Here is a 25,226-nt window from a genome sequence, read left to right as displayed (position 1 = left end):
TTTGCCTTCTGATGTTTTTTGTGCTGCCGCCGATCCGCAAGCCACTTATTTTTGCCGGGGTCGCATGCCTTGCGGCATCGGTGACGCTTGCCTCGCCTCTGCGCGACGATTTAACGGAAAAAGATCGGCAGCGCGTTCTGGCTGTCACAGAGCCAGCCGCAGATTTTTCAAAACCCGAAGCCTTCGAAGCCATGCCAGCCGGGGCTGCGACGAGTAAGTCCAAACCCGGAACCGGTGCCTTTTCTCACCCTTCCGCCAACATGTCCTCCGAGAAGGTACAGGATTTCAGGCTCGGGAACGCGCTCTTCCAGAAGCTCTGGGTCTCCTCCCCCTCGTCGACACAAGCGTCTGATGGCCTGGGACCGCTTTTCAATGCACGCTCCTGCCAGACGTGTCACGTCAAGGACGGCAGAGGTCGCCCCCCGCTTGCTGGTGAGGATGCCGTATCGATGTTCCTGCGGCTGGCACGTCCGGCCCGCAATGAGGCAGAACGACAGGCCATCGCCAGCCACGAGATCCTGAATTTTCCCGATGCGATCTATGGCGCACAGCTACAAAACCTTGCCATTCCAGGTCTGAAAGCCGAAGGCAAGCTGGTCGTCAGCTATACGGAGCAGCCCGTCCTTCTCGGCGACGGCGAGACCGTTACGCTGCGCAAGCCTCTCTATAGCGTAGCAGAGCCTCAATATGGTCCTCTCGGAGAAGACACGACACTGTCGGCGCGTATTGCCATGCCGACGCTTGGTCTCGGACTGATCGAAGCAATTTCTGAGGCGGATATCATCGCCCTTGCCGATCCGAACGACGCCAACGGCGACGGCATTTCTGGCAAGGCAGCGTGGGTACGGGATCACCGAAGCGGCGAGGTCAAACTTGGTCGTTTCGGCTGGAAGGCGCAAAATGCCAGTGTCCGCGACCAGAGTTCGAGTGCTTTTTCACACGACATCGGCATCTCCACGCCGGATGCCGAGAACGCCTATGGCGATTGCACCGAGGCACAGACAGACTGTCTCGCCATGCCGACCGGCGTGCAGCCACGGCTCGGCTCTTCAGAAGCCCCCGATCCGGTGCTTGATCTTGTGACTTTTTATACCGAAAATCTTGCCGTGCCGCAGCGCCGCAATGTTGGCGAACCGACCGTATTGCGTGGAAAGGAAATGTTTTACGCAGCCGGCTGCACTGCCTGTCACAGGCCGAAATTCGTCACCCGGCGGGATGCCAGGAATGATCTTCATTCCTTCCAGCTCATCTGGCCCTACTCCGACTTTCTGTTGCATGACATGGGCGAGGGCCTCGCCGATGGTCAGCAGGTCGGCGACGCAAGCGGCAGGGAGTGGCGAACCCAGCCACTTTGGGGTATCGGCCTGACGCAGGCTGTCAACGGAAACGGCTTTTACCTCCACGACGGGCGCGCGCGCAGCCTGATGGAAGCGATCTTATGGCACGGCGGCGAGGCCGAAAAAGCCCGCAATGCCTTTGCCACCTTGCCAAAATCCGACCGGCAGGCTTTGCTGGCCTTTCTGGAGTCCCTTTAATGAACACCAAAATGCGAAAACTGCCCGGCCTTCTTTCCCTGTTGATGGTGCTGATCGCCCTGCCCGCCAAGGCGCAGGACGTGGAATTGATGCCACCGCCGCCGCTCAACCCCGCCCAGGTTCGAGGCGTGCTGGAAAAGGCCGTGAACGGCTTCATCCGCCCCGGTTATGAGCGCTTCCAGGCCTCGGCCGAAACGTTGCAAAGCAAAATGATGGCTTTCTGCGCGGCACCTTCGCCTGAGACTGAGGCAGCAGCAAAAGACGCTTTTGTGGATACGGTGCAGAAATGGTCCACCATCGAGATCGTGCGTGTTGGTCCGGTCATCGAGCAAAACCGTTTTGAGCGGGTGCTCTACTATCCAGATAAAAAGGGACTTGGGCTGAAACAGGTGCAAGGCTACCTCGCCAGCAAGGACGAAAGCGTTACGACCGCAAATGGCCTGAAGGGTAAAAGCGTTGCAGCACAGGGACTGGGAGCACTGGAATTCGTACTTTACGGTACCGATGCCGACGAACTCCATGGGAAAGCGGGCGATTTTCGTTGCCGCTACGGGACAGCGATTGCCGGCAACATCGCCAATGTCGCCAAGGAACTCACCGGCCTTTGGAAGGCGCCCGATGGCGCCGCTCAACACTGGACGCAACCCGGACCTGATAATCCCGTGTTCCGTGACGAACGAGAGGCTTTGGTCGCCCTGCTCGGCATTCTCGTGCACGGTTCCGAGGCCATTCGAGACCAGCGAATTGAAACTTTTTATAAGGGGCCGGACAAGGCGGACTTCCCACGGACGGCAATTTACCGCCGTTCAGGCCTGACCTGGAAAAGCATCTCCACCAATATCGCCGCCGTTCAGGGTCTGCTTCATACGGCGAACATGACCGATCTCCTGCCGCCAGACCAACGTTCTATCGTCAGTTCCATCGATTTCCTCGCCAAGTCGATGATCCGCGTTGCCGGCGGCATTGAGCCCGATGTTGAGAAGGCACTCGACAACAAGGAGCAGCGCGCCAAGGTGGATTACCTGCTGTTGAACGGCAAGGATCTGATCTATCGCCTCAACGACCAGTATGGTGGTGCAATCGGTCTGAGTTCCGGCTTCTCCTTTGCAGACGGGGACTGATGATGCCAGGCGGTGTTCGCACGCTGATCGACCGGCGAAGCTTCATGAAAGCAGCGGGTCTGCCGTTTCTGGCAACCCTTGCTCCCCGTTCGCTTTTCGCCCTGGAGCGAACCGATGCAGTCTTCGCCTCGGCCTTTCGTGGTGCCGATGGTGGCTATGGTATTGCAACCGTCAGCGAAGCAGGACAGATCATCGACCGGGTCACGTTACCGGCACGAGCGCATGGAATGGCGGTCAGCCGGGTATCGGGCACCGTGGTGGCTTTTGCCCGGCGGCCGGGCACTTTCTTCATGGCTCTTGATCCGGTCGGTGGCCGAGAACCCACTGTGGTGCACACCCCGGAGAACCGTCATTTCTACGGCCATGGACAATTCTCGCCTGACGGTACGATCCTCTATGCCAGCGAAAACGACTTCGATGGCAATCGCGGCGTCATCGGGCTTTACGACGCTCGTGACAGCTTCCGTCGTATTGGCGAATATGACGCACACGGTATCGGCACCCACGACATGACGGTGAGCGACGATGGTACGATGATCGTCATCGCGAACGGCGGCATCGAAACCCATCCCGACTTTGGCCGCACCAAGCTCAATGTCGATCGTATGGAACCATCGCTGGTGTTGCTGGATGCTGCCACCGGACACCTCGTTCAAAAACACACCATGCCGCAAAAGCTGCAACAGCTTTCCACCCGCCATGTCGATCTGGGTGGCGACGGGCGCATCTGGTTTGCCTGCCAATATGAGGGACCGCGCAACGACCTGCCACCTCTGGTCGGGTATTTTTCGAAAGGCGAAGACGTCACCTTCATGGATCTCCCCGAAGAGACGACGTTGCGTCTGGCGAACTATGTCGGTGCGATTGCCGTCAACAGGAAAGCCGGCATTGTCGGGCTGACCTCTCCCAATGGCAATTCGGCTGTAGAACTCGATGCAAAAACCGGTCAGGTCATTTCCGAAACGACAGTTCGGGACGCTGCAGGCGTGGCACCTTCAGCAAAGAGCGTTGCCGTATCGTCTTATGACGGGCTTTTCGAAACAACCCGCAGCAATGTTGCATGGGACCAGCATATCGTACGTATGTCCCGCTAAAATGCTGAAAAACAACGGGAACAAAAGATCACTCAGGACATTGTAGGCGTCATGAAGAACCTGTCCATCTATATTGTTTTCGTTGTTGTCGTCGTGGCCATCGGTGCGCTGATCGGCATCAACAACATCCCCGGCGATTGGTATCAGTCGCTGCAAAAACCGCCCTTCAATCCACCCAACTGGATTTTCGGACCTGTCTGGACAACACTTTACGTTCTGATTGGCATTGCCGGTGCACGAATGTGGATCTTGCGACCGACGGGCACCCGCATGCGGCTTTGGTTCACGCAAATGGCGCTGAACTTTCTCTGGTCGCCGATCTTCTTTGGCATGCAGAGCCCGATTGAAGCGCTTGTCATTATCGTGCCGATGCTGATCTGCATCATCGCCTTCATCGTCCTCAACTACAGCCGTGACCGCATTTCAATGTGGCTTTTCGTCCCCTATGCCGTTTGGGTTTCTTTCGCGACCTTGCTGAATTTGAGCATCACCCTGTTAAACTAAATCCGGGAACTCCCCTTGCCTTGTCCGTCACCACGCGCCATGTCTTTCTAAGGACAGGATAGAGCGGACAGGCGGGGCATGGAGATCACCGATCCGGGCGATTTTCGTCAGAGGATAGAAAAAAGCTTTGCACGGCAGGGCGTTGTGCAAGCCATCGATGCATCGATTGCTCGTATCGAGCATCGCCTGGTGGAAATCGAACTTCCCTTTCACGAAAAACTGACGCAGCAGCACGGTATATTGCACGCGGGCGTGATTGCTGCCGGCCTCGATACGGCCTGCACCTACGCCGCCTATACGATCATTGAACCTGAAGCCTCATTGCTGACCATCGAGTTCAAGGTCAACCTGATGTCGCCTGGACGTGGCGAGCGCTTTCTGTTTCGCGGCGAAATCATCAAACCGGGAAGCAATCTCATTGTCGCGGATGGACGCGCCTATGCAATTTCCGATGGCCCGGCCAAATTGATCGCCTCGATGACCGGAACCATGATGGTCATGAAGGGCCGCGAGGATATCACCGGATGAGCTACGCGCTTCAGCATGTCGCAGGCAAATCCATTCTTTTCGTCATGGCTGCACCTGCCGAATATGGCCCGCACCTGCAGGCCCGCATGTCGCCGCTGATGATCGGTGTGGGGCCTGTCGAGGCTGCGATTTCTGTTACAGCCGTTCTGACTGGACTTGATGCCGCCGACCATCTGCCGGACCTCGTTGTATCCCTCGGGTCGGCCGGATCGAGGACGCTTGAGCAAACATCAGTCTATCAGGTTGCTTCGGTTTCGTGGCGCGACATGGACGCATCCGCTTTCGGTTTTGAAAAAGGAAGAACGCCTTTTCTCGATCTGCCGGCGGAGGTTGCCCTTCCCCTGCTCATACCCGGCATACCCGAGGCACGGCTCTCGACCGGTGGGAACGTCGTTTCAGGCGCAGCCTACGATCTCATCGATGCGGACATGGTGGAGATGGAAACCTATGCTGTGCTACGCGCCTGTCAGCGCTTCGGGGTTCCGTTGATCGGCCTGCGTGGCATTTCCGATGGCAAGGCAGATGTGAACCACATCGACGACTGGACAGAGTATCTGCATATCATCGATGAAAAACTGGCGGAGGGCATCGACAAGCTCAGCCTCGCGATCAAAGACGGTGCGATCGCGCTCTGACGCCTTGCGCAACCGCATATTTTCTGGCTTTTCAGGGCAACTGACGGGTTGCCTAAAGCCCCGGTTTTCTTTAAAGGCTCGCCATGACCCAGATAGCCCATCCCGACAGCATTCTCATCATCGATTTCGGCAGCCAGGTGACGCAGCTTATTGCGCGCCGTGTACGTGAAGCCGGCGTCTATTGTGAAATTCACCCGTTCCAGAACGCAGCGGAAGCTTTTGAGAAGTTGCAGCCGAAAGGCGTGATCTTCTCCGGCGGCCCGGCATCGGTAACGGCTGAAGGCAGCCCCCGCGCACCGCAGGCGGTATTTGATGCCGGCATTCCGATCCTCGGCATTTGCTACGGCCAGCAGACACTCTGCACCCAGCTTGGCGGTGTCGTAGAAGGTGGTCACGCCGCAGAATTCGGTCGCGCCGACATCGACATCAAGAAGGCAAGCCCGCTGTTCGAAGGTTTCTGGGACGTGGGTGGCAGCTATCCGGTATGGATGAGCCATGGCGACCGCGTTACGCAGCTTCCGGAAGGCTTCGAAGTCGCCGCGACCTCCGAAAATGCGCCTTTTGCTATCGCCGTCAACGAAGAGCGTCGCTATTACACCACCATGTTCCATCCGGAAGTGGTGCATACGCCTGACGGGGCAAAGCTTCTTTCCAACTTCGTGCACAAGATCGTCGGCCTGAAGTCCGATTGGACCATGTCCGCCTATCGCGCCGAAATGATCCGCAAGATCCGTGAACAGGTTGGCACTGAGCGTGTGATCTGCGGCCTCTCCGGCGGCGTGGATTCCTCGGTTGCAGCCGTCCTCATCCATGAGGCGATCGGTGACCAGTTGACCTGCATCTATGTCGACCACGGCTTGATGCGTATGGCCGAAAGCGAACAGGTCGTTGGCATGTTCCGCGATCACTATAACATTCCGCTGGTGCACGTAGACGCCTCCGACCTCTTCCTCACGGAACTGGCGGGCGTTTCCGACCCAGAAGTAAAGCGCAAGACCATCGGCCGCCTGTTCATCGAAGTCTTTGAGGCGGAAGCTGCAAAGATCGCTGCTGACGGCAAGGGGGCTCCGAGCTTCCTGGCACAGGGCACGCTTTACCCTGACGTTATCGAAAGCGTTTCCTTCTCCGGCGGTCCATCGGTGACGATCAAGAGCCACCACAATGTCGGCGGCTTGCCGGAACGCATGAACATGAAGCTGGTGGAGCCGCTTCGCGAGCTGTTCAAGGATGAGGTTCGTGCACTTGGCCGAGAACTCGGCCTGCCGGACAGCTTCATCGGTCGCCATCCCTTCCCTGGTCCGGGTCTGGCGATCCGCTGCCCCGGCGTCGTGACGCGCGAAAAGCTCGACATCCTGCGCAAGGCAGATGCCATCTACCTCGATGAAATCCGCAAGGCCGGTCTCTACGACACCATCTGGCAGGCTTTCGCCGTGCTGCTGCCGGTACAGACCGTGGGTGTCATGGGCGACTACCGTACCTATGATTTCGTCTGCGCCCTGCGCGCTGTCACGTCGGTGGACGGGATGACGGCAGATTTCTACCCTTACGACATGAACTTCCTTGGTCGCGCGGCAACCCGCATCATCAACGAAGTGAAGGGCATCAACCGCGTCGTCTACGACGTCACCTCGAAGCCGCCAGGCACCATCGAGTGGGAATAAGCAGAAGGCGGAGTTTACTCCGCCTTTGTTCTCTTTTTGTTCTTTAAATTTCTGTCGCTAGATGATATTATGACGACCTTGGCATGAAGCCACGGAGCATCGTCATGGTTTACCTATCGAGCGATGAAACGGTTTCCGACCAGCTTTGTTTCAACTGGACGCAGTCAGCCCCGCAAGCGCGATTTAATGTGCGCTTCCTGAGCAAGCTGTTGTTTTTGTTAAAGCCGCCGCAGCCGTTGAGCGAACAGATTTTTGCGGACGCCTGCCGCCATGCAGAGGGCCGTACACGCCGGAAAGCTTACCCTGCCGACCTGCTGCACATCACGCTCTTTTGCGTCGGATGTTTTGGGACAATTCCCGAAAGTCTGATCAGCAAAATCCGCAAGGCGATGGACGGGATCAGCGGTCGGCCCTTTCCCGTGACCCTGGACAGATGTGCTGTCTTCGGCAACCGCAGCAGCCATGTCCTGAAAAGCAGTCAAGACATCCCCGAAATTGAAGGCCTTGCGAGACTTCTTGAGCGGCAGCTACGGCGACGCAACCTGCCATTTGTGCCATTCCAGCCGATCGTTCCGCACATCACGACGATTTACGGATGCGGGAAGATCGACACGATGTCGATTGAGCAACCCTATCATTGGACAGCGGACGATTTTGTGCTGGTTTATAGCCACAACGGGCTGACGCGACACGACGAGTTGGAACGATGGTCGCTATCCGCGAAAGCGAACGATTACGAACGACCTACACGACAACTCATCTTTCAAGACTCTGACATACAGAGCCACTCGGCGTCGGATGTATGAAAAACTGACTACGAGCCGCCCGGAGGGATTTTGGCACGGAGCAATCAACGTGCTCTTTTAACAGCTCTCACAGAGTGCGCCTATGTTAAAGGCGCACAATCCAGGGCGAGGTAGTCTAACCCCGCCGTTGCGGGTATTAGAGCTGAACCTTGTCGAAAGCCTTGGAATCGATACCGAGGGTTTCCAAGTCTGCGCCAGCAGGCTTGCGATGAGCGCGAACGGCAGCCGAGACAGCCATTGCTGCGCCGAATACGGCGAAGGTTTCACCAAAAAACTTACGCGATGTCTTTGCAACTGAACGCATTTTTCTCTCCATCTTTGATGCCCAGATAATGGGTATAAACGCAGCTGCTTACAATGCAGGATCAAGCAGCAGAGCTATGCATAAATATGCATCCTCAAAGATAATGTGCCTGCTGAAGCTGCAAAAACGAGCAGCATTGCATTGCGCGTCCAGTTTGTTATGCCACTCGGACACGGAACTCAAACAGGCAGGCATTCCATGACCGTCACCATCTTTGGCATCAAGAATTGCGACACGATGAAGAAAGCCCGGACATGGCTTGAAGCGAACGGCACCGAGTACGCCTTCCACGACTACAAGGCGTCGGGTATCGACAAGGTGCACCTTGAAAGCTGGTGTGATGCAGCAGGATGGGAAACAGTTCTCAATCGGGCTGGCACGACGTTCAAGAAGCTTGATGATGCCGACAAGGCCGACCTGACGCGCGAGAAGGCGATCTCGCTGATGCTCGCACAACCATCGATGATCAAGCGTCCGGTGCTTGAGGCGAAGGGCAAGATCACCGTCGGCTTCAAGCCGGAGACCTATGCAGCCCTGTTCGGCTGAGTGGCTGCATCATGTCCAAGAGCACACGCGCCACCCAGATGCTCGTGAAAGTCGGTGTCTCATTCACCACGGTCACTTATGAATATGACCCGAATGCCGATCGTATCGGTCTTCAGGCTGCCGAGGCTATCGGCGAGCCACCTCACCTCGTCCTGAAGACCCTGATGGCCGAGGTCGATGGCAAGCCGGTCTGCGTTGTCGTGCCTTCCGACCGCGAGGTCAGCATGAAGAAGCTGGCCGCAGCCTTCGGCGGCAAGTCCGCCAACATGATGAAACCCGCTGATGCCGAACGCGCAACGGGATATCATGTGGGAGGCATCAGTCCTTTCGGCCAGAAGAAACTCGTGCCGACCGCCATCGAAGCGCAGGCCATGGGCCACGGCTATGTCTACATGAATGGTGGGCAACGCGGCCTGCAGATCAGGCTCTCGCCTCAGGACGCAATGAAGGCACTCAAAGCCAAAGCCGCGCCGCTCGTCAGCGATTGACGATCCTGTCGGGCCACACGCCTTGAAAGCATTTGGCTTTCACGACGGATGGGCTATGGTTCGGCACTCTTCATGCAAATATACGAAGGCTGATCATGACCGTTTCCCCCATCGATCCCGTCAAACTCGAAAAACTCGCAGAAGTCGCCATCAAGGTTGGCCTGCAATTGCAAAAAGATCAGGATCTGGTGATTACCGCGCCAATGGCGGCACTGCCGCTGGTGCGCCTTTTGACGAAACACGCCTATATGGCTGGCAGCGGTCTCGTCACCACCTTCTATTCCGACGAGGAAACCACACTTGCACGCTATCGCCATGCAAGCGACGCGAATTTCGACAGGGCCTCAAGCTGGCTTTACGAGGGCATGGCCAAAGCTTACGCCAATGGCGCTGCGCGTCTGGCGATTGCCGGTGACAACCCGATGCTGCTGGCCAACGAAGATCCGGCCAAGGTCGCACGTGCCAACAAGGCCAACTCCACCGCCTATAAACCGGCGCTCGAGAAGATTTCCAACTTCGACATCAACTGGAACATCATCTCCTATCCGAACCCATCCTGGGCAAAACAGGTCTTCCCTGACCTGCCGGAAGATGAGGCCGTGAAGAAACTGGCCGACGCCATCTTCGCCGCGTCGCGTGTCGATCTTGCCGATCCGGTTGCCGCCTGGGCCGAACACAACGCCAATCTCGCAAAGCGTTCAAAATGGCTCAACGGAGAACGGTTCGCCTCGCTGCATTTCACCGGCCCCGGCACCGATGTAACGATCGGTCTTGCAGATGGACATGAATGGCACGGTGGCGCCTCCACTGCGAAAAACGGCGTAACCTGCAACCCGAACATTCCGACCGAGGAAGTCTTCACCACGCCGCACGCGTTGCGTGTCGATGGATATGTTTCCAGCACCAAGCCCCTGTCACATCAGGGTACGCTGATTGATGACATTCAGGTGAAGTTCGAAGGTGGACGCATTGTCGAAGCCAAGGCTTCCAAGGGCGAAGCGGTGCTGAACAAGGTTCTCGATACCGATGAAGGCGCACGACGGCTCGGTGAGGTGGCGCTCGTTCCGCATTCTTCGCCGATCTCCGCCAGCGGTATTCTCTTCTATAACACGCTGTTTGACGAAAACGCCTCCTGCCATATTGCACTCGGTCAATGCTATTCGAAGTGCTTCCTTGATGGCGCATCACTCACACCCGAGCAGATCACGGCACAGGGTGGCAACTCCAGTCTCATCCACATCGACTGGATGATCGGCTCCAACAAGGTCGACATCGACGGCATCAAGCCTGACGGATCGAAAGTGGCTGTCATGCGTAAGGGCGAGTGGGCGTAACCACCGCTACGATTTTGGGCGGCATCTGGCTTTTCTGACTGAGCCAGACGCTGACCAGCACCATGACGAAACCGACAATTTGCGTTGGCGCAAGGCTCTGACCAAGCGCCAACCATCCGAGCAGCGTCGCAACCACCGGGCTTAAAAAACCGAGAGAGGCAGCGGCGGAAGGCTCGATGCGGGAAAGCCCGCGAAACCACAGAAGATATGTCAGCGCGGCACCAACAAGGCCAAGATAGGCCATGCCAGAGATGTTGGCGACAGTCAGCGACGGTAAAGCGGGCTCGACCAACAATGCCACCGGAACAAGCAAAATGCCGCCTGCGGTCAACTGCCATGCCGTGAAGGTGAGGCTGGAGACCGGTGGCTTCCACTTGCGCGTCAACACGGTTCCGAATGCCATGGACGCAGCGCCAGCCAGTCCGGCGAGAATACCGATACCGTCCAACGCAGCGCCCGGCGTCAGCACAAGAAGACCCACACCAGCCATGCCGATCAAGCCAGCCACGACTGCGAGCTTTCGGACCGCTGTATCGAGAAAGACCCGCGACAGCACAATGACGATCAGTGGCTGCACCGCGCCGACAGTGGCTGCCACACCACCCGGCAGTCGATAGGCCGAAACGAACAACATTGCCCAGAAAAATGAGAAATTCAGCGCGCCAAGCAGAAGGCTGCGTGCCCACCATTTTCCGTGAGGCAAAGTTCTCACCAGCAACAGTAAGAGCAGGCCAGCGGGAAGCGCTCGCAACATGGCGACATGTAGGGGATATCCCTGCGGCAGAAACTCCGTCGTGACGAAGTAGGTGCTGCCCCAGACAGCCGGGGCGAGAGCCGTCAGCAGGATATCGGCGGTGGATGTGGAATTAATCTTCATTTCAAGAATCTCTACCTCAAGATAAATTCATTATCGCTGCTTTTATCTTGACGTCAAGATATCAGTTGATATGCCTGTTGGATGAGCAAAGACACAGCCGATCACGTCGACCAGATTCTGGCGCAATGGCGCAAGGAAAGACCCGACCTCGACGTTGGACCTATGGGTGTTCTCGGACGGCTACGCCGCCTCAGCATTCACCTCGGCCGCGAAGTGGAGGCCGTGCTGTTGAAACACGGACTGTCCTCTTCCGCCTTCGATGTGCTTGCGACCTTGCGCCGCGCGGGCGCGCCTTACCAATTGTCACCCGGCGATCTGCTGGCGATGACTATGGTCAGCTCTGGCACCATGACCAATCGTATCGACCAGCTCGAAAAGGCTGGCCTTGTGGAACGCGTTCACAACCCGCAAGACCGCCGCAGCGTGCTGATATCGCTTACCGACAAAGGCTTTTCCGTCGTTGAGGACGCCGTGAATGCCCATGTCGACAACCAGCACAGACTGCTCGCCCCGCTCGATGAAAAGGAGCAGGCAGCCCTTGATACGCTGTTGAAACGTTTCCTGCGCGAGTTCGAATAACGGCTCCATAGCTAAGGTTTCTGGTCATTACACGAATTGCCGTATTGGTGGCTTGTGTTTGCACGAGAAATCCGATACGCAATTTTCCATAAACCTGTCGTACAGGTTGGAGGAAAAATGTATAACGCAGTTCCGCACGACACAGGCTTGGTCAGCAGCGCCATTGGCGCAATCACACGCCATATTCGCGAAAATGAGCTTGCGCCTGGCGCAAAGTTGCCAAGTGAGCTTTCGCTGTCGCAGCAGCTAGGCGTTTCGCGCACGGTTGTTCGTGAGGCATTTCGTTCGTTGTCGGCCATGCGGCTGATCGACGTCAGCCCTGGTAAAAGGGCGACGGTTGCAACGCTCGATCACGGCGCCATGTCACTGATGTTCGAACACGGTATTCATACCGAGCAGATCAACATCCAGCAGATCTATGACGTCCGTCGGACAATCGAAGTCAGAACCGTCACGCTCGCGGCGCTGCGAAGAACCGATGAAGAAGCGTTGATCATTCTCGGCCACGCCAATGCGATGAAGAGTGACTTCGGCCACAATGACAGGGTGATGGAACATGACCTTGCCTTTCACCTTGCAATTGCGCGCGCCTCCAAGAACCCTGTCTTTGAATTGATCCTAGGCGCCTTCCAGAATGTCACGCGTCAGACCTGGCCGATCGGCTGGAAAAGCCGGACATCGGATGACCAGCGTCGCGCGGCGGGTGAGCTTCACATCGCTATCGGTCAGGCTATTGCCGCAGGCGACCCTCAGACAGCCGCGACGCTGATGGCACGGCACTTCGACGAAAGCGTGCACGCCCTTCTGGCGGCAGGCATCGCATAACACTCCGGGAGAGACACATGAAAATCACCAAACTAGAGACCGTCCGCGTGGCGGAACGGGCCAACTTGCTCTGGGTTCTGGTTCATACGGATGAAGGTATCACCGGCCTCGGTGAAACCTTCTACGGCGCAGAGACCGTGGAAACCTATGTGCATGAATACATCGCGCCACGCGTTATCGGCCGCGATCCGCTGCAGATCGATCTTCTGGCACAGGATCTCGTCGGTTATCTCGGTTTCCGTTCTTCCGGTGCGGAAGTGCGTGGTAATTCCGCCTTCGACATCGCGCTTTGGGACATTTTCGGCAAAGCCACCAATCAGCCTATCGCACAGCTTCTCGGCGGTTTCAGCCGCAAGGAAATCCGTACCTACAACACCTGCGCTGGCACGGAGTACATCAAGAAGGCGACCGGTCAACAGACGGCCAATTACGGCCTGTCCGGCGGCAAGGACTATGATGATCTGAACGGCTTCCTGCACCGCGCTGACGAACTTGCCCATTCACTGCTCGAAGATGGCATCACTGCCATGAAGATCTGGCCGTTCGATGCAGCCGCGGAAAAGACCCGCGGCCAGTACATCTCGATGCCGGACCTGAAAAGCGCGCTCGAGCCTTTCGAAAAAATCCGCAAGGCTGTCGGCGACAAGATGGATATCATGGTGGAGTTCCACTCCATGTGGCAGCTTCTGCCGGCCATGCAGATCGCCAAGGCACTGGAACCTTATCAGACCTTCTGGCACGAAGATCCGATCAAGATGGACAGCCTGTCCAGTCTGACGCGATATGCGGCCGTTTCACCGGCGCCGATCTCCGCCTCCGAGACACTCGGCTCACGCTGGGCGTTCCGCGACCTCCTGGAAACCGGCGCCGCTGGCGTCGTCATGCTGGATATCAGCTGGTGCGGTGGACTTTCGGAAGCCCGCAAGATCGCCTCGATGGCGGAAGCCTGGCATCTGCCGGTTGCTCCGCACGACTGCACCGGACCGGTAGTATTGTGCGCCTCTACCCACCTCTCGCTCAATGCGCCGAACGCGCTTGTGCAGGAAAGCGTACGCGCCTTCTACAAGACCTGGTATCGCGATCTCGTCACCGCATTGCCGGAAGTGAAGAATGGCATGATCACCGTACCGCCGGGCGCGGGTCTTGGTATGGAACTGCATCCCGACATCGAAAAATCATTCACTGTCAGCCGCCGCTTCTCGGACGCAAACTCGATCTGATCAGAACAGGCTGCCCTGATTACCTGATCCTGGAGAAGCCGGTTTCACCGGCTTCTTTTTTGGAGCAACCGCTCCTTCCGCAGATGGGGTGACCTCTCCGGTCGTGATTGCCGCGATACGGCCATCGGCAAACTCCATCGAGACCACGGCACCGGATGCTATCGCTTCGGCACGAGTCAGCGGCCGATTTTCTTCGTCGCGAATGACGGCATAACCACGCTTCAACACGTTCTTGTAAGAAAGCGACTGCAGGATGCGGTCATGCGCCGCTAGACCCGAGCGGTTCTGCGCCATGCGATGCAGCACAGCCGTGTCAGCGCGACGGGTTGCCGTTACGATGCGCTCCTTCTGGCGTTCCAGTTGCCCAAGCAGGCGGGCGGGCAGCGATCGCAGGGAGGAATCCGAGGCAGACACGCGAGCTTGCCCCTGCAGCAGACGGCGCTCCACCAGACCTTCAGCACGCTGCATGCGCTCGGAAATGCGCTGGCGGTGCTGCTTGAGACCGTTGAGTAAAATTTCTGGCCTGAGACCGGAAGCCGGTCGTTCGAAGGCACGACGCTTGTTGAGCGTGGTCATTTCCAGACCTCGTCCAAGGCCGCTCGCTGCCTCATCGAAACGACGACGAGGCAAGGCAAGCAACTGATCGAGTGATGGCAATGCACGCACCAAAGCACGCACACCCTGACGCCGATTTTCCATCTGCCTCGACACGGAGCCTGACAGACGGGCGGCGAGACCGGAAAGCTGCGCATCCAGTTCCGCACGGACCGGCACAGCCATTTCGGCAGCGCCCGTTGGCGTTGGTGCGCGCACATCGGCTGCGTAATCGATCAGGGTCGTATCGGTTTCGTGGCCGACAGCCGAAATCAGCGGAATCTCGCTCTCCGCCGCTGCCCTGACAACGATTTCATCATTGAAGCTCCAGAGGTCCTCAAGGCTGCCGCCGCCGCGTGCAACGATCAGCACATCTGGACGCGGAATGTCACCACCACGCTCCAATGCGTTGAAACCGCGAATGGCGTTCGCCACCTCTTCACCAGACCCTTCACCCTGCACCTTGACTGGCCAGACAATGACGTGAACCGGAAAGCGATCTGAAATACGGTGAAGAATATCGCGGATGACGGCGCCGGTCGGCGAGGTGACAACCCCAATCACATGCGGCATGAAAGGAAGGGGGCGCTTGCGTGTAGCGTCGAACAGCCCTTCTGCAGCAAGACGGCGGCGGCGCTCTTCCAGCAACGCCATCAGCGCGCCCGCACCCGCCGGCTCGAGGCTCTCAATGACAATCTGGTATTTCGAAGATCCGGGGAAGGTTGTGACCTTGCCGGTGGCAATCACCTCCATGCCCTCTTCGGGACGGAACTTCAGCCGCGAAAAAGTGCCCTTCCAGATCACCGCGTCAATGCGGGATCGGTCGTCTTTCAATGAAAAATAGGCATGGCCGGAAGAATGCGGGCCGCGATAACCCGAAATCTCGCCGCGCACCCGAACCTGGTCGAAAGCCGTTTCCACCGTACGCTTGATGGAACCCGAAAGTTCCGAAACCGAGAACTCGGTGAGATTGCTCAAGGGGGCGCTGCCGAAGAAATCACTCATGCCCGTTTGTAACCAAAGCCGACCGATTCGGAAATGCCGCGATTCCCCCTGCATTTTAACAGCGATGAAACCATATTCTCAACCAGAGCGTTCCAAAATGGAGGATGGAGGAGAAAACAAGGGTTCTTTAGGGAATGAGGGCTACGTCTCTCATCGAGCCCGACAACCAAAGAGGAGGTGGCCCAATGATCTTTCTTACCGCCACAATCCTGGGCGTAACCGCCGTCGCGTTGCGCTCCGTATTCAGCATCGTTTTCATCTGCCTGATGCTTGTCGGCACCTATCTGGTTGCGATGGCGACCTCGGCTGCCGCTGTACCGGTGATGTCGCTTCTGACGGCTCTGGCTGGCTACAACTTCGGTGTCATCAGCGTTATCATCAGTCTTCTGGTCCTGCAGCGTCCGCGTATTTCCGAGCCAACGCTGTAATGGCACCGAAGAGCGCGCGTCCGTGAGACCATCGCGTTTCGCGCTGGCTGAATGCAGTGGCCTGAGCGTCGATCTTCTCATCACTGCACTGCTGTTTCTTGGCTCGACTTTCGATCCGATGATCGCGCGCCTGCCCGGCGCCATCACCGGCATGGTCACCACCATGCTCCTCAATCGATCGAACAAGCCGTCAGCGACGGTCAGCCGCTTTCTGAAAAACACGCTCACACTGTTGTCCCGACTTATGGGCATCGGCCTCTTTGTGCTTCTCCAGGCACGAAATCCGCTGCTGCAGCCGCTCATAACGCTGGCGTTTTCCGCGATGTCCGGCTTAGCACTCGCCCTGATCGGTTATTCGCGTGTGTGCAAAAGACACACGGCCGGTGCAGATTAAACCCGCTCCCAGCCGTCCTTTTCGCCGGCACGGTAGATGGCATCAATGAAGAGCTGATTTTTCTTTGAGCTTTCCAGGCTGACAACCTCACCCTCGCCCCTCACTGCACGGGCGAATGCCTCGGCTTCGAGTTTGTATTGACGGCTATCCTGAAAACGGAAGATTTGTGACTGGCTGTGCGCCTGATTTGTCAATTCGATCTCCTCGGCGCCCCAGCGGTTGGCGTTAAAGGGAGACTTGACCTCAATGTAGCCATCCGTGCCGTGAAACACCATGACCTGACGGGCAGCGAGTTGCGTCGCGAGGTAGAAGCTGAGCTCGAAATCACCGAAATCTGCGCGAACGCTGGAATAGATATCCGTACCAAATTCCTTGTCCCGCTCGACGCTCGCCTGCACCCGCTGCGGTTCGGCGCCCGTTGCAAACCGGGTGACAATTGTCGGGTAGACGCCGATATCAGGCAAGGCGCCACCGCCAAGTTCCGGAATATTGCGCATGTTGCCCGGGTCTCGGTTGAAGTAGCTGAATGCTCCCTGCACGTGTTTCAGCGTGCCAATCGCGCCTTCCGCCAACAAATCCTTCACCTTCTGCCAAACCGGCGCGTAGGTCACCATAAAGGCTTCGGAGATAACCACGCCGTTGCGATCGCGCGCAGCGATCAGGCTGTCGATTTCCCGCGCGTTAAGAGCGATTGGCTTTTCGCACAAAACATGTTTGCCGGCCTCTGCGGCCTTGATTGTCCATTCGACATGCTGAGATGTCGGTAACGGGATATAGACGGCGTCGATAACATCTGATGCGAGCATCTCTTCATAGGAACCGAAAGCATGTGGCGCCGAAAAGCGATCGGCAACGCTGCGGGCTTTGCCGAGATCGCGGCTGGCGATGGCCGTCACAACGCAATCTCGCGCGTCCTGTATTGCCGGAATAACGTGATCCTGAGCGATCTTCGCCGTCGAGATTATTCCGAAACGCAGCATTGGTACCTCCTGTGGAAAGCTCTGCAGCCGACCTTATCACCCCCCGCCATGCTGACAAGGCGGCACAAAACAAACACCCTCGCAAAATGTCCGAATTTGTCCCTTCTTCGGCGCCCCCAATGCTTTCGCACGTGTTTTCAATGGAACATTCTGCTATGGATAGAAACCATGGAGACCACAAAATGTCCCTTCTGAATACGGCACTGCTCGTGATCGATGTACAAGAGTCCTTTCGGCACGCGCCCTATTTCGATGACAGCGAAATTTCAGCCTTCCTCGGCAAACAGCAGGCGTTGATCGACGGCGCACAGGCTGCGGGTATTCCTGTCGTGCAGATATTTCACGTCGACGGCGACAAGGCGTTTTCGCAAGAGAGCGGTTATGTCCGCACCTTCGAGGGCCTGCGCCTTACCCCTTCGGTCACCTTTCACAAGAATCGCCATTCGGCATTTGCCGGGACTGGCCTCGATATCTGGTTGACGAAGAACGGCATCAACAAGCTCATCGTCTCCGGCATCCGTACCGAACAATGCTGCGAAACCACGACCCGGCACGCTTCCGACCTTGGCTACAGCGTCGATTATGTGACGGAAGCCACATTGACTTTCCCGATGACACATTCATCCGGCGCAACGTTCAGCGCAGAGGATATCCGCACCCGTACCGAACTGGTTCTGGCCGGACGTTTCGCCCGTATTACCACCGTCGAGGGAGCACTCGAAACCACACGCAAGGCTGCATGATGGATCACGGCGGCACGCATATCATTCCGTTCTACACCGTTGTGCCGCCGCACGCTCTTTTGCTGGATATTGCCGGACCGCTGGAAGTCATTCGCTACGCCAATGAGGCACAGAGCGATATCCGTTTCGATTGCCACTACATCGCCGCCCATTCGGTGCAGTCCTCATCCATCGGCCTTGGCATTTGCGGGCTGGAGGCTTTGCCGGAAAGTCTTCCCGACAATGCCTTTGTGCTGATCTCTGGCGCCCGATCACGGTTCGACGGAGAACCCGATGCCGAACGGGAAAGGCGAACTCTTTCGAACTGGCTACGCCGTACAACGCGGGCGGACACGACAGTCATTTCGATCTGCTCAGGCGCTCTTCTTGCTGGCGAAGCAGGGTTGTTCGATGGTCTTAGCTGCACGACCCACGCAGACTGTATTGAGGAACTGCGCCGGATTGCGCCGCTGTCTCAGGTCGTTGAAAACCGCTTGTTCGTCCAGAGTGGAAAACGCTTCTCCAGTGCCGGCATTTCAACCGGCATCGATCTTCTGCTGCATATCGTTTCGCAGATGACATCACCCTCTGTGGCTACGCGCATTGCCAAGACCATGGTGATTTACCTGAGACGCAGCGGTAATGATCCACAAATTTCCCCGTGGCTTACCGGCCGCAACCATATCCATCCCGCCATTCACAGGGTTCAGGACAGGGTCATGGCGGAGCCTGCAAACAACTGGACGCTCGAGGAACTGGCCGATGTCGCCGCACTCAGCGAACGCCATCTATCCCGTCTGTTTCGCGACCACGCCGGCATGGGCGTGATCGATTACGTCAACCTCATGCGGATCAATCTTGCCCGCGAAATTCTCAGTCATACGCGTCTCGGCATGGAAGCCATTGCCGAGAAAGCAGGGTTTTCCTCGGCGCGGCATTTCAGGCGGGTCTGGCAGCAGCACAATACCCATTCACCCAGCCATTTTCGCCACCTGAACGGTTAGGTTCGTTCCCCATCATTCGCACCGTGATGGAAACCATCAGCCGAATTGAATGGTTATCCCTGACTGCAGTTGCTAACTTCGCCCCGATTTTCAAAGCAATAGGGAGTTTCTCCGTGGAAAAACGCGCACTTGGCCGCACAGGTCTTTCCGTCGCCCCGATCGTATTTGGTGGCAATGTCTTCGGTTGGACGGCGGATGAAAAAACATCCTTCCAGCTTCTCGATGCTTTTTTCGACGCCGGTTTCAACGCCATCGACACGGCAGACGTGTACTCTGCATGGGTTCCAGGCCATCAGGGCGGTGAGTCCGAGGCGATCATCGGCAAATGGTTGAAACAGAGTTCTGTGAAGCGTGAAGACGCAGTGATCGTCACCAAGGTCGGCTTCGACAACAACGAACGCAAGACCGGCCTCAGCGCCGCGTGGATCGCGCAGGCCGTGGACGATTCACTACGCCGCCTTCAGACCGATTACATCGATCTCTATCTCGCCCATAAACCAGACGCGGACGTGCCGCTGGAGGAGACGCTCGGTGCCTTCGCCAAGCTGAAAGAACAAGGCAAGATCCGCTCCATCGGTTGCTCAAACTACGATGCCGCGCAGCTTCAGCAGTCGCTCGACGTCGCAGCCAAAACCGATCTGCCGCGTTACGATGTTCTTCAGCCAGAGTACAACCTCTACAACCGTGCCGCCTTCGAAGGCCCGCTGGCCGATCTCTGCGTCAGGGAAGACATCGGCGTCATCAACTATTACAGCCTTGCGGCGGGCTTCCTCACCGGCAAATATCGCAACAAGGCCGATACGGAAGGTGTTGCGCGCAGTTATCGCGTCGGTGAATACGTCAATGCTCGCGGCCTTGCGGTTCTCGGCGCCATGGACACCATTGCCGTGGAAACAGGTGCAAAGCTTGCAGACATCGCCCTGGCGTGGCTGCTGCGCAAACCGGCTGTGACGGCGCCGATTGCCAGTGCGACCAGCCTTTCCCAGCTTGAAAGCTTCAAGCGTGCCGTCAATCTCGACCTCACCGACGAGATGATGGCGTTGCTCGACAAGGCTGGTGCGTGAAATGGCACTGACAATTCGTGATGCCCGCAGTCAGGATCATGCAGACTGGCTGCGGCTGTGGGCTGATTATCTGGCCTTCTACAGGGTCAATCTCGCCGAGGATGTGACGACTCATACCTGGGAGCGGATCATCGATCCCGCCTCGCGGGTTTCCATGCGCCTTGCGGTGCTGGATGATAAACCCGTCGGTTTTGCCATTCATCATTTCCACGACTCGACCTGGGTCAAGACGCCGGACTGTTATCTGGAGGATCTGTTTATTGACGAAACGATCCGCGGAAAGGGTATCGGGCGCGCGCTGATGGACGATCTGATTGCCATCTGCAAGGAAAAAGGCTGGTCTCGACTCTATTGGCACACCAATGAAGACAACGCCCAAGCCCGCAAGCTTTACGACAGCTACGTTAAGAGCGACGGGCACATCCGCTATCGCGTCAAGTTTTGATCTAGGCCTTGTAGCGGAAAAAATCCACAAAAGCCCTCAGCGCCGGACGCATCTGCCGGCGCGAGGGGTAATAAATGTAGAAGCCATCAAAGGGTGCACACCAGTCGCCCAACACACGGACAAGTCTGCCCGCCTTGATATCCTCTTCGATGCGCTGTTCAAAAACGAAGGCAAGGCCTGCCCCGTCAATGGCGGCGCGGCGGATGAGGCTCTGATCTGACAGGATCAGTGGTCCTTGCACATCCACAACCAACGACCGCCCGTCCTTTTCCAATTCCCAGCGATAGATCCGACCACTGGAAAAGCGGCGGCGGATACAGCGGTGCTGCATCAAATCACGGGGATGAAGTGGCACGGAATGATTGTCGAAATAGCCGGGTGACGCGACAATCGCACCGCGCCACGGACCGCTGGCGCGCACGGCAATCATATCCGCCTCCAGATTTTCACCCAGCCGCAGGCCCGCATCAAACCCTTTGGCAACGATGTCTTCAAACCGGTCGTCGGTGGAGATTTCCAGCGCGATGTCAGGATAAAGACCGAGAAATTCGCTGATGCGCGGCATCAGCAGATCTTCCGCCGCAAGGCGTGGTAGTGTGACGCGTAACGGCCCAGCGGGGCGGCCGCCATGCTCGGCAAGCGTATCGATGACCGCATCGATATCGGCCAAGGCGGGGGCCAGCGTCTCCAGCAAACGCCTCCCCTCCTCTGTGGGCGAAACGCTGCGTGTGGTGCGGTGCAGAAGGCGTAAACCTAGGCTTTCTTCCAGCGTCGAGACTGCATGGCTGACAGCGGATGGTGCGATGCCAAGTTCAGCAGCGGCCTTGCGGAAGCTGCGACCTTCGGCGACGGCAGCCAATACGGCCAGTTGCGATAGCTGAATGCGGTTCATTGTTCTATTATTTAGAACAACCTGCCCGGATTTGCATCGATTATTTTTAGCGCTGCGGGACGCTAATTTGACGTCACGCCCTCACGACAGGGCGGCTCCTTTGTGGAAGGACGAACAGATGAAAAAAAGAACTCTTGGAAACAACCTCTCGGTTTCGGCACTTGGCCTCGGCTGCATGGGCATGACCCATGCCTACAGCCCGGCTGGCGATGAGAGCAGCGCCATTGCCACGCTGCACCGTGCGATCGAACTCGGGGTTACCTTTTTCGACACCGCCGAAGTTTACGGCCCCTATAACAACGAGATCCTTGTCGGCAAGGGCTTGAAGCCCTACCGCGATCAGGTTGTCATCGCCACCAAGTTCGGCTTCAGGATCGATGCCACCAAACCTGCAGGGCAGATGATGGTGGGTACCGACAGTCGCCCTGAGAACGTGCGCGCTGTTGCGGAAGCATCGCTCAAGCGCCTTGGCGTTGATGTCATCGACCTGTTCTACCAGCATCGCGTCGATCCGAACGTCCCGATCGAGGATACGGTGGGCGCCATGGCAGAACTCGTTCGTGAGGGGAAGGTCAAACATCTCGGCCTTTCGGAAGCAAGCGCCGAAACGCTTCGCAAAGCACACTCAGTTCACCCGATCGCCGCGATCCAGAGCGAATACTCGTTGTGGACCCGCGATGTGGAGGAAAACGGCGTGCTGGATACCTGCCGCGAACTGGGCATCGGTTTTGTGCCATTCAGCCCTTTGGGTCGGGGCGTCCTGACAGGCGCACTGAAGAAACTCGACGGGCTGTCGGATAACGATTTCCGTCGCTCCCTGCCGCGCTTCCAGGCGGAGAATTTCGATGCAAATCTGGCGCTCGTTTCGCTGCTGGAAGAAATGGCTGCCGAAAAAGGTGTGACGGCCGGTCAACTGGCACTCGCCTGGGTCATGGCGCAGGGCGATTTCATCGTGCCGATCCCCGGCACCACGAAGATCGCCAATCTGGAAACCAACGTCGCTGCCGCAGACGTCACGCTGACGAAGGACGAAAGCCGCAAACTCGGTGAGCTTCTCGCGCCATCCAAGGTGGCCGGTGGACGATATCCGGAACAACTTTCCAAGATGACAAGCCGATAAATCATCGGGCCAAGTCACTTGGCTCCAATAAAAAAGCCGCGGACATTGCGTCCGCGGCTTTCTTTCATTGATTGACTTCGGCTCAGGCGCGCAACACGCCGCCCGTCGTCTTCTCGACGTTGCCGACGATCTTTGCGGTCAAGGCTTCGAAATCCTCATCCGTCAAGGTCTTGTCGACCGGCTGGATCTGAACCTCGATGGCGATCGACTTCTTGTTTTCACCAAGGGATGCGCCCTCGAAAACGTCGAAGACATTCACGCCGGTCACCAGCTTGCGGTCTGCGCTGGTTGCCGCCTTGATGATGGCACCAGCCTCAACCGACTTGTCGACCACGAAAGCGAAATCGCGCTTCACCGCCTGGAAAGGCGAAAGATCAAGCGCAGGCTTGGTACGCGTCGGCTTCTTCTTCGGCTCGGCCATCGCATCGAGATAAATTTCGAAACCGGCATAAACGCCTGAAACATCCAGTTCGCCAAGCGTCTTCGGGTGGAATTCACCGAAGTAACCGAGAATGACCTTCGGGCCCATCTTGATCGTGCCTGAACGGCCCGGATGATACCAACCCGGTGCACCGGCTTCGATCTGGACATTGGCCATTGGCAGGCCGCAGGCTTCAATCACGGCCAAAGCATCAGCCTTGGCATCATAGACGTCGACCGGCTTGCCGCCACCTTTGGCAGCGTTGGACCACATACGGCCCGCACCAGCCAGCGATGCCGTGCCGCGGCGAACGCCGCCAGCTACACGACGCTGAGTTTCGGGCGTATCGCCCTCATAGGTGCCGGAGACCTCAAAGATCGCCACATCACCATAACCCTTGTCGGCATTGCGCTGAGCAGCCGTCAACAGGCCTGGCAGCAGCGAAGGCCGCATGTCGGACATATCGGCGGCAATCGGGTTGGCGAGCTTCAATGCGGGCAAACCGCCACCGAACAGCTTTGCCTGTGCCTCAGGAATGAAGGACCAGGTCACGGCCTCCAGCATGCCACGGCTTGCCAGTGCGCGCCGCGCAGTGCGGGTGCGGATCTGCAGCGTGGTCAGGATACGGCCATTGACGGCCCCGAAGCTTTCCAGCGGCTCGGGCTTGATGTTGTCCACGCCATGAATGCGCATGACCTCTTCAACGAGGTCAGCCTTGCCGTCCACGTCCGGACGCCATGACGGAACCGAAACCTTGACGCGCTCGCCAGAACCTTCGACGGCAAAGCCGAGGCCTTTGAGAATGGTCTGGCTTTCTTCGGTCGAAACTTCCAGACCGGTCAAGCGCTTGACTTCGGAAAGCGGGAAGTCAACCACCTTGGGCTGGTAGCCCTTGTAACCGACAACCTTGGCTTCGCCGGCAACGCCACCGCAAAGTTCCAGCACCAGTTGCGTCGTGCGCTCCAGACCCGGGACCATATATTCCGGATCAACGCCACGCTCGAAACGGTAACGTGCATCGGTGATGATACCGAGCGAGCGGCCTGTTTTGGCAATGTTGATCGGGTCCCAAAGCGCGGATTCGATCAGTACGTCAACGGTGTTCTCATCGCAGCCGGAGTGTTCACCACCCATGACGCCACCGATGGATTCCAGACCGTTATCGTCAGCGATGACCACATTGGCAGGGCCGAGCTTGTATTCACGCTGGTCGAGCGCGAGGATGGTTTCACCCTCTTTCGCACGGCGCACGACGAGGTCGCCCTTGACCTTGGCGGCGTCGAAGACGTGCATCGGACGGCCCTGATCGAAGGTCATATAGTTGGTGATGTCCACCAGAGCATTGATCGGACGGAGACCAATGGCGGAAAGGCGTGCCTGCATCCACTTCGGGCTCGGGCCATTCTTGACGCCACGCACGATACGCAGCGAAAAGCCTGGGCAGAGCGCCGCATCGTCCAGTTCCAGCTTCACGTCGACCGGCGTGTTGCCTTCGACCTTGAACGACGGCGCGGACGTGGTCTTGAGTGTACCGAGTCCAGATGCCGCCAGATCGCGGGCAATACCGAAGATCGAGGTGCAGTCCGGGCGGTTCGGCGTCAGGTTGATCTCGATGACCGGATCGTCGAGACCGGCATAAGACGCGAATGACGTGCCGACAGGCGCATCTTCCGGCAGGTCGATGATGCCGTTGTGATCCTCGGAAATGTTGAGCTCTTTTTCCGAGCACATCATGCCGTGGCTTTCGACACCACGGATCTTGCCAACCGACAACGTGACATCGATGCCCGGAACATAGGTGCCCGGACGTGCCAACGCACCGACGAGACCGGCGCGCGCGTTTGGCGCACCGCAGACGATCTGCACCGGCTTGCCGTCACCCGCATCAACGGAAAGAACCTTGAGACGGTCGGCTTCAGGATGTTTTTCAGCCGTCAGAACCTTGGCGATCACGAACGGCTTGTAAGCCGCCTTGTCGTCGACATCCTCGACCTCAAGACCGATGGCGGTCAGGCGCTCGCAGAGCTGTTCCAGAGAGGCATCGGTTTCAAGATGCTCTTTCAGCCAGGAGAGTGTGAATTTCATGTATCTTGCTCCTCG

The 25,226-nt window shown here is 57.6% G+C and carries 27 protein-coding genes; 21 read left to right on the top strand and 6 right to left on the bottom strand.

What is annotated here, in order from left to right:
• Positions 1 to 11: 11 nt before the first annotated feature.
• The 8 genes from HWX89_RS09940 to HWX89_RS09905 all read left to right on the top strand — a co-directional run bounded on the left by HWX89_RS09940 (position 12) and on the right by HWX89_RS09905 (position 7,884).
• Positions 12 to 1,535, top strand: coding sequence for a di-heme oxidoreductase family protein (locus HWX89_RS09940; RefSeq protein ID WP_138794929.1), 1,524 nt, complete (start codon positions 12 to 14; stop codon positions 1,533 to 1,535).
• Positions 1,535 to 2,656, top strand: coding sequence for an imelysin family protein (locus tag HWX89_RS09935; protein ID WP_138794325.1), 1,122 nt, complete (start codon positions 1,535 to 1,537; stop codon positions 2,654 to 2,656). Before HWX89_RS09940 ends, HWX89_RS09935 begins: the two co-directional genes overlap by 1 nt.
• A complete protein-coding gene (locus HWX89_RS09930; protein WP_138794324.1) occupies positions 2,656 to 3,750 on the top strand; it encodes a DUF1513 domain-containing protein in 1,095 nt (364 codons plus the stop codon). Before HWX89_RS09935 ends, HWX89_RS09930 begins: the two co-directional genes overlap by 1 nt.
• Positions 3,751 to 3,801: 51 nt before the next feature.
• On the top strand, positions 3,802 to 4,254 hold the full coding sequence (locus HWX89_RS09925; protein WP_138794323.1) for a TspO/MBR family protein: 453 nt from the start codon (positions 3,802 to 3,804) through the stop codon (positions 4,252 to 4,254).
• A 78-nt stretch (positions 4,255 to 4,332) separates the two neighbouring features.
• A complete protein-coding gene (locus HWX89_RS09920; RefSeq protein ID WP_138794322.1) occupies positions 4,333 to 4,782 on the top strand; it encodes a PaaI family thioesterase in 450 nt (149 codons plus the stop codon).
• The gene (locus HWX89_RS09915; RefSeq protein ID WP_138794321.1) at positions 4,779 to 5,417 is read left to right on the top strand and encodes a 5'-methylthioadenosine/S-adenosylhomocysteine nucleosidase; all 639 of its coding nucleotides are present in this window, start codon (positions 4,779 to 4,781) and stop codon (positions 5,415 to 5,417) included. Before HWX89_RS09920 ends, HWX89_RS09915 begins: the two co-directional genes overlap by 4 nt.
• A gap of 83 nt (positions 5,418 to 5,500) precedes the next feature.
• Positions 5,501 to 7,078: a glutamine-hydrolyzing GMP synthase gene (guaA, locus tag HWX89_RS09910; protein ID WP_138794320.1), complete on the top strand. Its 1,578-nt coding sequence runs from the start codon at positions 5,501 to 5,503 to the stop codon at positions 7,076 to 7,078.
• A gap of 104 nt (positions 7,079 to 7,182) precedes the next feature.
• Entirely contained in the window at positions 7,183 to 7,884 is a 702-nt protein-coding gene (locus HWX89_RS09905) for a 2'-5' RNA ligase family protein (protein ID WP_178340693.1), read from the top strand.
• A 136-nt stretch (positions 7,885 to 8,020) separates the two neighbouring features.
• Here HWX89_RS09905 and HWX89_RS09900 read toward each other — a convergent pair whose 3' ends face one another.
• Positions 8,021 to 8,188: a hypothetical protein gene (locus HWX89_RS09900; protein WP_178340692.1), complete on the bottom strand. Its 168-nt coding sequence runs from the start codon at positions 8,186 to 8,188 to the stop codon at positions 8,021 to 8,023.
• A 198-nt stretch (positions 8,189 to 8,386) separates the two neighbouring features.
• Between HWX89_RS09900 and HWX89_RS09895 the strand changes: the two genes are divergently transcribed.
• The 3 genes from HWX89_RS09895 (at position 8,387) to HWX89_RS09885 (ending at position 10,556) form a co-directional block, all read left to right on the top strand.
• Entirely contained in the window at positions 8,387 to 8,734 is a 348-nt protein-coding gene (locus tag HWX89_RS09895; protein WP_138794318.1) for an ArsC family reductase, read from the top strand.
• An 11-nt stretch (positions 8,735 to 8,745) separates the two neighbouring features.
• Entirely contained in the window at positions 8,746 to 9,222 is a 477-nt protein-coding gene (gene ybaK / locus HWX89_RS09890; RefSeq protein ID WP_138794317.1) for a Cys-tRNA(Pro) deacylase, read from the top strand.
• A gap of 95 nt (positions 9,223 to 9,317) precedes the next feature.
• Positions 9,318 to 10,556 carry an aminopeptidase gene (locus HWX89_RS09885; protein WP_138794316.1) on the top strand — a complete coding sequence of 413 codons (1,239 nt, stop codon included), beginning with the start codon at positions 9,318 to 9,320 and terminating at the stop codon, positions 10,554 to 10,556.
• Here the strand turns inward: HWX89_RS09885 and HWX89_RS09880 are convergent.
• A complete protein-coding gene (locus HWX89_RS09880) occupies positions 10,531 to 11,433 on the bottom strand; it encodes an EamA family transporter (RefSeq protein WP_138794315.1) in 903 nt (300 codons plus the stop codon). The genes HWX89_RS09885 and HWX89_RS09880 overlap by 26 nt on opposite strands.
• A gap of 81 nt (positions 11,434 to 11,514) precedes the next feature.
• Between HWX89_RS09880 and HWX89_RS09875 the strand changes: the two genes are divergently transcribed.
• The 3 genes from HWX89_RS09875 to HWX89_RS09865 all read left to right on the top strand — a co-directional run bounded on the left by HWX89_RS09875 (position 11,515) and on the right by HWX89_RS09865 (position 14,057).
• Positions 11,515 to 12,012, top strand: a complete 498-nt coding sequence (locus HWX89_RS09875; protein ID WP_138794314.1) for a MarR family winged helix-turn-helix transcriptional regulator — start codon at positions 11,515 to 11,517, stop codon at positions 12,010 to 12,012.
• 117 nt (positions 12,013 to 12,129) lie between these two features.
• Complete coding sequence (locus HWX89_RS09870; protein WP_138794313.1) at positions 12,130 to 12,837, top strand: FadR/GntR family transcriptional regulator; 708 nt, start codon at positions 12,130 to 12,132, stop codon at positions 12,835 to 12,837.
• A gap of 17 nt (positions 12,838 to 12,854) precedes the next feature.
• On the top strand, positions 12,855 to 14,057 hold the full coding sequence (locus HWX89_RS09865; RefSeq protein WP_138794312.1) for a mandelate racemase/muconate lactonizing enzyme family protein: 1,203 nt from the start codon (positions 12,855 to 12,857) through the stop codon (positions 14,055 to 14,057).
• On the opposite strand, the gene xseA is transcribed toward HWX89_RS09865, so the two are convergent.
• Positions 14,058 to 15,656 (bottom strand): exodeoxyribonuclease VII large subunit, encoded by a 1,599-nt coding sequence (gene xseA / locus HWX89_RS09860; protein WP_138794311.1) that lies wholly within the window; start codon positions 15,654 to 15,656, stop codon positions 14,058 to 14,060.
• Positions 15,657 to 15,841: 185 nt separating this feature from the next.
• Between xseA and HWX89_RS09855 the strand changes: the two genes are divergently transcribed.
• Together HWX89_RS09855 and HWX89_RS09850 are read left to right on the top strand one after the other, a co-directional pair.
• Positions 15,842 to 16,084 carry a hypothetical protein gene (locus HWX89_RS09855; protein WP_138794310.1) on the top strand — a complete coding sequence of 81 codons (243 nt, stop codon included), beginning with the start codon at positions 15,842 to 15,844 and terminating at the stop codon, positions 16,082 to 16,084.
• A 22-nt stretch (positions 16,085 to 16,106) separates the two neighbouring features.
• Positions 16,107 to 16,478 (top strand): GtrA domain-containing protein, encoded by a 372-nt coding sequence (locus HWX89_RS09850; RefSeq protein ID WP_138794309.1) that lies wholly within the window; start codon positions 16,107 to 16,109, stop codon positions 16,476 to 16,478.
• Here HWX89_RS09850 and HWX89_RS09845 read toward each other — a convergent pair.
• A complete protein-coding gene (locus HWX89_RS09845; RefSeq protein ID WP_138794308.1) occupies positions 16,475 to 17,458 on the bottom strand; it encodes a Gfo/Idh/MocA family protein in 984 nt (327 codons plus the stop codon). The two genes, HWX89_RS09850 and HWX89_RS09845, sit on opposite strands and share 4 nt — an antisense overlap.
• A 182-nt stretch (positions 17,459 to 17,640) precedes the next feature.
• Here HWX89_RS09845 and HWX89_RS09840 point away from each other — a divergent pair, with 182 nt between their 5' ends.
• The 4 genes from HWX89_RS09840 (at position 17,641) to HWX89_RS09825 (ending at position 20,693) form a co-directional block, all read left to right on the top strand.
• On the top strand, positions 17,641 to 18,201 hold the full coding sequence (locus HWX89_RS09840) for a cysteine hydrolase family protein (RefSeq protein WP_138794307.1): 561 nt from the start codon (positions 17,641 to 17,643) through the stop codon (positions 18,199 to 18,201).
• Positions 18,201 to 19,184 (top strand): GlxA family transcriptional regulator, encoded by a 984-nt coding sequence (locus tag HWX89_RS09835; protein WP_138794928.1) that lies wholly within the window; start codon positions 18,201 to 18,203, stop codon positions 19,182 to 19,184. Before HWX89_RS09840 ends, HWX89_RS09835 begins: the two co-directional genes overlap by 1 nt.
• A gap of 113 nt (positions 19,185 to 19,297) precedes the next feature.
• Positions 19,298 to 20,248: an aldo/keto reductase gene (locus tag HWX89_RS09830; RefSeq protein ID WP_138794306.1), complete on the top strand. Its 951-nt coding sequence runs from the start codon at positions 19,298 to 19,300 to the stop codon at positions 20,246 to 20,248.
• Position 20,249: 1 nt separating this feature from the next.
• Positions 20,250 to 20,693: a GNAT family N-acetyltransferase gene (locus HWX89_RS09825; protein WP_138794305.1), complete on the top strand. Its 444-nt coding sequence runs from the start codon at positions 20,250 to 20,252 to the stop codon at positions 20,691 to 20,693.
• Position 20,694: 1 nt separating this feature from the next.
• On the opposite strand, the gene HWX89_RS09820 is transcribed toward HWX89_RS09825, so the two are convergent.
• Complete coding sequence (locus tag HWX89_RS09820) at positions 20,695 to 21,585, bottom strand: LysR family transcriptional regulator (protein ID WP_138794304.1); 891 nt, start codon at positions 21,583 to 21,585, stop codon at positions 20,695 to 20,697.
• Positions 21,586 to 21,703: 118 nt separating this feature from the next.
• Between HWX89_RS09820 and HWX89_RS09815 the strand changes: the two genes are divergently transcribed.
• Entirely contained in the window at positions 21,704 to 22,705 is a 1,002-nt protein-coding gene (locus HWX89_RS09815) for an aldo/keto reductase (RefSeq protein WP_138794303.1), read from the top strand.
• An 82-nt stretch (positions 22,706 to 22,787) separates the two neighbouring features.
• Here HWX89_RS09815 and pheT read toward each other — a convergent pair whose 3' ends face one another.
• Positions 22,788 to 25,211 (bottom strand): phenylalanine--tRNA ligase subunit beta, encoded by a 2,424-nt coding sequence (gene pheT, locus HWX89_RS09810; RefSeq protein ID WP_138794302.1) that lies wholly within the window; start codon positions 25,209 to 25,211, stop codon positions 22,788 to 22,790.
• Between the last annotated feature and the right edge of the window lie 15 nt (positions 25,212 to 25,226).

It is taken from the genome of Rhizobium sp. RM (genome assembly GCF_013390595.1).
Taxonomy (GTDB): domain Bacteria; phylum Pseudomonadota; class Alphaproteobacteria; order Rhizobiales; family Rhizobiaceae; genus Agrobacterium.
Note: the sequence above shows the minus strand (reverse complement) of the source record. Positions and strands in the feature narration are given on the sequence as shown.